This is a genomic window from Neorhizobium sp. 05N33 (assembly GCF_056397445.1).
This window is the reverse complement of the sequence record NZ_JBFTNK010000006.1, coordinates 326099-332171: the sequence shown is the minus strand read 5'-3', so window position 1 is coordinate 332171 and position 6073 is coordinate 326099. Positions and strand designations below refer to the sequence as shown.

Annotated in this window: 5 protein-coding genes; 2 read left to right on the top strand and 3 right to left on the bottom strand. The window is 61.3% G+C overall.

What is annotated here, in order from left to right; translation table 11 throughout:
* Positions 1-307 precede the first annotated feature (307 nt).
* Positions 308-1624 carry a hypothetical protein gene (locus tag AC1DLT_RS18410; protein WP_477487694.1) on the top strand — a complete coding sequence of 439 codons (1317 nt, stop codon included), beginning with the start codon at positions 308-310 and terminating at the stop codon, positions 1622-1624.
* Between the two features lie 92 nt (positions 1625-1716).
* On the opposite strand, the gene AC1DLT_RS18405 is transcribed toward AC1DLT_RS18410, so the two are convergent.
* The gene (locus tag AC1DLT_RS18405; RefSeq protein WP_151042441.1) at positions 1717-2046 is read right to left on the bottom strand and encodes a flagellar basal body protein; all 330 of its coding nucleotides are present in this window, start codon (positions 2044-2046) and stop codon (positions 1717-1719) included.
* Between the two features lie 232 nt (positions 2047-2278).
* Between AC1DLT_RS18405 and AC1DLT_RS18400 the strand changes: the two genes are divergently transcribed.
* Positions 2279-2623 (top strand): hypothetical protein, encoded by a 345-nt coding sequence (locus tag AC1DLT_RS18400; RefSeq protein ID WP_477487693.1) that lies wholly within the window; start codon positions 2279-2281, stop codon positions 2621-2623.
* Positions 2624-2846: 223 nt separating this feature from the next.
* Here the strand turns inward: AC1DLT_RS18400 and gcvP are convergent, their stop codons facing one another.
* Together gcvP and gcvH are read right to left on the bottom strand one after the other, a co-directional pair.
* The gene (gene gcvP / locus AC1DLT_RS18395) at positions 2847-5714 is read right to left on the bottom strand and encodes an aminomethyl-transferring glycine dehydrogenase (RefSeq protein WP_477487692.1); all 2868 of its coding nucleotides are present in this window, start codon (positions 5712-5714) and stop codon (positions 2847-2849) included.
* Positions 5711-6073, bottom strand: a complete 363-nt coding sequence (gene gcvH, locus AC1DLT_RS18390; protein ID WP_477487691.1) for a glycine cleavage system protein GcvH — start codon at positions 6071-6073, stop codon at positions 5711-5713. The genes gcvP and gcvH overlap by 4 nt, the downstream gene beginning before the upstream one ends.

Here is a 6073-nt window from a genome sequence, read left to right as displayed (position 1 = left end):
GCTTCTCATCCGTCCCGCGTCGCCGGAGGGAGACCATTTTCCGCGAACCCGAACGCCAAGGTTTTGCGTCTTGCCCTTGACGTCCGCGCCGGTCCCGCCTCGCCGGCACGCCTGCCGGTGTATCCGCGACGGAACGGGGCGATTGTAGGCACGGGCCGAGAGGGCGGGGATGGAAGGGAATGTGGATTGGGCTAAGGTGTTGAAAAACTTATATTCCGTATTCGTACCAGTCCTCATAAAGCGGGCTCGCGAAATGTTACGACTTCCTCTATAGGTAGCAATAGTTGTCACTCGCTGTGAGAATCTGATGAGCAACAAGCCGCAGGCTGCATTAGAAAATGCGGAGATGAAACTCCGCCGCTTTCTCGACGCCCAGACGTTGGTTTTCGAGCAACACAAGCAGCTCACCGATTGGTGCAGAGAGAGCTTAGAAGGTCAACACGATCAAACTCACTACGACTTGGCAAAGCGAGTTTTTAAAGACGTCGTCGCGTTCGAGAACGCATTCGAGGAGTTCGAGGTTGAATTCTGGAACTATATCGAGGACGTCGAGGGCGCACGGGAGCGGCTCGATCATCAGGTTTTGGCGCTCGGCTTCGCAGACCACAAGGAATATTTCTTTTCCAAAATCGAGGCCTGCATAGCCAGATTGAGTGACGTAGTCACCGAAGTGAACGCGAGCGGGTTCGAATGGCAATTTCTCGATGAACTCGAGAACTCTTTGGAGGCACTATTTGACGTCTCTGAGGATCTAATCGAGAGCGACATAAGCCAATTGGGCGACGGCCTTGTTACCGAGCTTCTCGAGAAGATTCCTCCGCAACGTGTCGCGCCACTCGAAGTTGTTGCCAGCGCCAATAGCATTCGCAGAAGGACTGACTCCCGTCTTCAAACTCGGGTAAGCGACGCCAGTGTCCGCCAAGCGGCGATTGCGCTGCATGAGGTACTGTCGGACACCTATGAGGAGCTTCAAAGATCGAATTGCGATCCCAGAATTATGAAGGCATTCGCAAAATGCCTAAACGAGATCAGTGGCGAGTTCGAGCTTTTTTCTCCAATTAGATTTGGCATTTATGTGGGCGTTGCAAATGGGTTCAGGGATGCGGTCTCTGAAGAGTTTAGCGCTTTTCTGGCTCGCCAAGTCATTTCGGCTCTAATGCAATGCGACATCTTCTTGCGAAATTTTCAGGCGTGGTCTGCCTATTCGGAGGAAGAGCAAAAGGCCGAAGCCAGCGATAGCATGGCCCTCTTGGTAGAGTTTCAGGAAATCGCAAAGGATCCTCTTTTCGATGATGGTATTAGGCTGGCCCTCGACGATCTTGCCGAAGACAAGAGGGATTTTGGGACGCGTAAAAAAGTTGACTATTCGGTTTTTCAGAGCATCTCTAATGTTGTGTCTGAAGTTTGCCGACAAGGACTCCGGTACATCTCTCTGACACCCCGCATCATTTCCTCACTGCTTGCCGAAACTGCTCGCGACGGCATTAAAGCAACGCTTGGGGTCGTGGCGGTGATATGGCTTTTGCGTTACAGCAAATTTCTCGTTTCCATCTCAGAACAATTCCCATTCTTCGCGTGGCTCAAACCGGTGATTGAGTTTATAAAAACGCACTTCGCTGGTTGACTTGATTTTCGGATCCATTTGGGATCAATAGCAGCCAAAGCGGCGCTAGTCCTCGTCCATCACGATGCTCAGCAAGGGGAAGAGCCGCCCCCTCAATCCCGCTTGATGCTCATCAGCACGTCCCACATGTCCGCGCCCGTCTCGAACGCAGCGGCGTTGGCGGCAAAGCCCTGTGCCGAGGTGAAGGCGTCGAGCATTTCGCTGGCCATGTCGACATTCGAGCTGTCGGGGAAGGTGACGGAGGTCGAAGGGGTGACGGTGGTGGTGACGCCGCCGGAATTGGGGAGGGAGGAGACCTGGGTGTCGAGGCGGTTGTAGCCGGGCGTGCCGGCATTGGCGATGTTGTTCGCCGCGGTCGCGAGGCGTCTGGCCTGTGCCTGCATGCCCGAAACCGCAATGTTCATCACCGCCGACAGACCCATTGCGCACATCCCCAAAAGCCGATGACGGATGTTTTAGGGCAAGAGCTTCAAGGAAGACTGAACGGGCAGGGTAAGGGAAGCGTATTGCGGCGCAGCACAGATGTGCCGGAACGGGGCGCGGCTGGCTTTTTCCGGGGTGCGGCCGGGCGTTTTAGGCAGTCGGCGGCATTGACCGGATCGAAAGGAAAAGCGGGTAGGATCGCCGCTTTCCAACCGGCGGAGAAGGCGGGTGATGGCGTCGCGGCGTCGATTTGGCCGACGAGGGATCGCAACGGCCGGCAGCGAGCCATCCGGGCCGGCGGCGGCGGTTTCCGCCCGCATTTCGGAGCGCTCCGCGCAGGCCGGTGATGAGGGGCGATCTTTCCGGATTTCGTGGAAACAGATTCGCCACGGGCTGTGGATCGCCGCGCTTGTGTTTCTCGTCGTCGGCAAGGTGTTTTTTGCCTTTCGCGACGACCAGGTGCGCAAGCAAGCTTCCGAGGCGGATCGCCTTGCCTGCGCCAGCCAGAGGATGTCGTTTGCCCGCAGCGCCTATGTAAATTGCCTGATGCGGATTGCGGCCGGCGGCAAGCCGTGAGGGGCGGGCATCGACCAGCATCGCCAATCTTTCGGGATTTCCGACGGCTTGGGCCTTGATATCGAATTGCTCGTCGCTCCGGCCCTCCGCCGATTTGCGGCCGGCGGAGGGCTTCGGGACGCGAGCGGGTGCGGCAGTCTTGACCCTCCCCTTGTAGGGAGGGTGGCCGGCAGGCGGGAGGGGTTTTGCCAGGCAAAAAGCCCTCCCTGAGCGGGAAACCGCGCTATTCGGCCGCCTCCGCGTAAGTCTCCAGCGGCGGGCAGGTGCAGACGAGGTTGCGGTCGCCATAAACGTTGTCGACGCGGTTGACCGGGGACCAGTATTTGTCGACGCGGAAGGCGCCGGGCGGGTAGCAGGCCTGTTCGCGGGAATAGGGGCGGTCCCATTCGCCGACCAGGTCTTCGACCGTGTGCGGGGCGTTCTTCAGCGGGTTGTTCAAGCGGTCCATGCGGCCATCCTCGATGGCGCGTGCTTCCTCGCGGATCGCCAGCATCGCTTCGCAGAACCGGTCGAGTTCAGCCTTGGTTTCCGATTCGGTCGGCTCGATCATCAGCGTGCCGGCGACCGGCCAGCTCATGGTCGGGGCGTGGAAACCGCAGTCGATCAGGCGTTTGGCGACATCGTCGACGCTGACACCGGCCGAGACATTGAGCGGGCGCGTGTCTATGATGCATTCATGCGCGACGCGGCCGGCCTCCGACTTGTAGAGCACGTCATAGGCGCCCTTCAGGCGGGCGGCGATATAGTTGGCGTTGAGGATCGCCACCTTGGTCGCCTGGGTGAGACCCTCGCCGCCCATCATCAGGCAGTAGGACCAGGAGATCGGCAGGATCGACGGCGAGCCGAAGGGGGCGGCGGAAACCGCGCCTTCGCGACCGTCCGTCGCCGGGTGGCCGGGGAGGTGCGCCGCCAGATGCGACTTGACGCCGATCGGGCCCATGCCGGGACCGCCGCCGCCATGCGGGATGCAGAACGTCTTGTGCAGGTTGAGGTGGCTGACGTCAGAGCCGATGTCGCCGGGGCGGGAGAGGCCGACCATGGCGTTCATGTTGGCGCCGTCGAGATAGACCTGGCCGCCGTGGGCATGGGTGATCTCGCAGATCTCGCGCACGGTTTCCTCGAAGACGCCGTGGGTCGAGGGGTAGGTGATCATGCAGGCCGAGAGGTTCTCTGCATATTGTTCAGCCTTGGCGCGGAAATCGTCGATGTCGATATCGCCGTTGTCGCGGACCTTGACGACGACCACTTTCATGCCGACCATCTGGGCCGAGGCCGGGTTGGTGCCGTGCGCGGAGGTGGGGATAAGGCAGACGTCGCGGTGAGTGTCGCCCTTGGCGATGTGGTAGTTGCGGATGGTGAGCAGGCCTGCATATTCGCCTTGCGCACCGGAATTCGGCTGCAGGGAAAAGGCGTCGTATCCCGTGATCTGGCAGAGCTTTTGCGACAGGTCGTCGATCATCTCCCTGTAGCCGAGCGCCTGGTCCGCCGGCACGAAGGGGTGGATGTCGGCAAATTCCGGCCAGGTGATCGGCAGCATTTCGGCCGTTGCATTGAGTTTCATGGTGCAGGAGCCGAGCGGGATCATCGCCCGGTCGAGCGCCAGGTCCCGGTCCGAGAGCCGGCGGATATAGCGGGTCATCTCGCTTTCGGCGCGGTTCATGTGGAAGATCGGGTGGGTCATGTAGTCTGATTTGCGCAGCAGCGCGGTCGGCAGGCGCCAGGTGGGCTCGAAATCCGAAACCTTGAAATTGCCGCCGAAGGCACGCCAGACGGCTTCGAGGGTGGCAGGCCTTGTGCGCTCGTCGAGCGACATGCCGATGCGGGTTTCGCCGACCTTCCTGAGATTGACGCCCTCGGCGACGGCGGCGCGCATGATCAGGCCCTGCATGTGGCCGACCTCGACGGTGATGGTGTCGAAGAAGGTGTCGGGTTCGATCGTGTAGCCAAGCTTTTCGAGGCCCTTGGCCATCAGCACGGCCTTGCGGTGGACCTGCTGGGCGATCGCTTTGAGCCCGTCCGGGCCGTGGAAGACCCCGTACATGGAGGCCATGACGGCGAGCAGGACCTGGGCGGTGCAGATGTTCGAGGTCGCCTTTTCGCGGCGGATATGCTGCTCGCGGGTCTGCAGCGACAGGCGATAGGCGCGGTTGCCGCGGCTGTCGACCGAGACGCCGACCAGGCGGCCGGGCATGGCACGCTTGTGGGCATCCTTGACCGCCATATAGGCCGCATGCGGGCCGCCGTAACCGACCGGCACGCCAAAACGCTGCGAGGAGCCGATGGCGATGTCAGCGCCCATTTCGCCGGGGGATTTGAGCAGCGTCAGCGCCAGGGGATCGGCGGCGACGGCGGCGACGGCGCCGGTCTGGTGGAGGCGGGAGATCAGGCCGGTGAAATCGCGGACATGGCCATTGGTGCCCGGATACTGGAAGATCGCGCCGAACACGTCGACCGGATCGAGATCGGTCATCGGGTCGCCGATGATAACGCTCCAGCCGAGCGGCGCGGCACGGGTTTCGATCAGCGCGATCGTCTGCGGGTGGCAGGCGGCGTCGACGAAGAAGGCGGTCGCCTTCGACTTCGCCTGGCGCTGGCAGAGCGCCATGGCTTCGGCAGCGGCGGTCGCCTCGTCGAGCAGCGAGGCGTTGGCGACGTCGAGGCCGGTCAGGTCGCAGATCATCGTCTGGAAATTGAGCAGCGCCTCGAGGCGGCCCTGGCTGATTTCCGGCTGGTAGGGCGTGTAGGCCGTGTACCAGGCGGGGTTTTCGAGGATGTTGCGCTGGATGACCGGCGGCGTGATGGTGCCGTAATAACCTTGGCCGATCAGGGAGACGAGCGCCTTGTTGCGGTTGGCGGTGTCGCGCAGCTTGTCGAGCGCCTCGCGTTCGGTCAGCGCCGGCCCCCAGGCAAGCGGCGTCGTCTGGCGGATCGAGGATGGCACGGTGGCGTCGATCAGCGCGTCGAGGCTTTTGTAGCCGACGATTTTCAACATCTCGGCCATCTCGGCGGGCGAGGGGCCGATATGGCGGCGGTTGGCAAAGTCGTAGGGCTGGTAGTCGGTGAAATGGAAATCGGTGCTGTCGGTGGTCATGCGATCAGTTCCTGGTAGGCGGCCTCGTCGAGCAGCGCGTCGGCGTCGGAGGCGGTCTTGAGCTTCAGCTTGAAGAACCAGCCTGCTCCTTGAGGATCGGAATTGACGATCGAGGGGTCGTCGACGATCGCCTGGTTAACCTCGGTGACTTCGCCATCCAGCGGACAATAGACGTCGGAGGCGGCCTTGACGCTTTCCACGGTCGCGGCATTGCCGTCCTTGGAGAGTTCGGCGCCCACTTCCGGCAGCTCCACGAAAACGAGGTCGCCAAGCTGTTCGGCGGCGTGAGAGGTGATGCCGACGGTTGCGACACCGTCTTCGAGCTTCAGCCATTCGTGTTCGGCGGTGAATTTCAACAT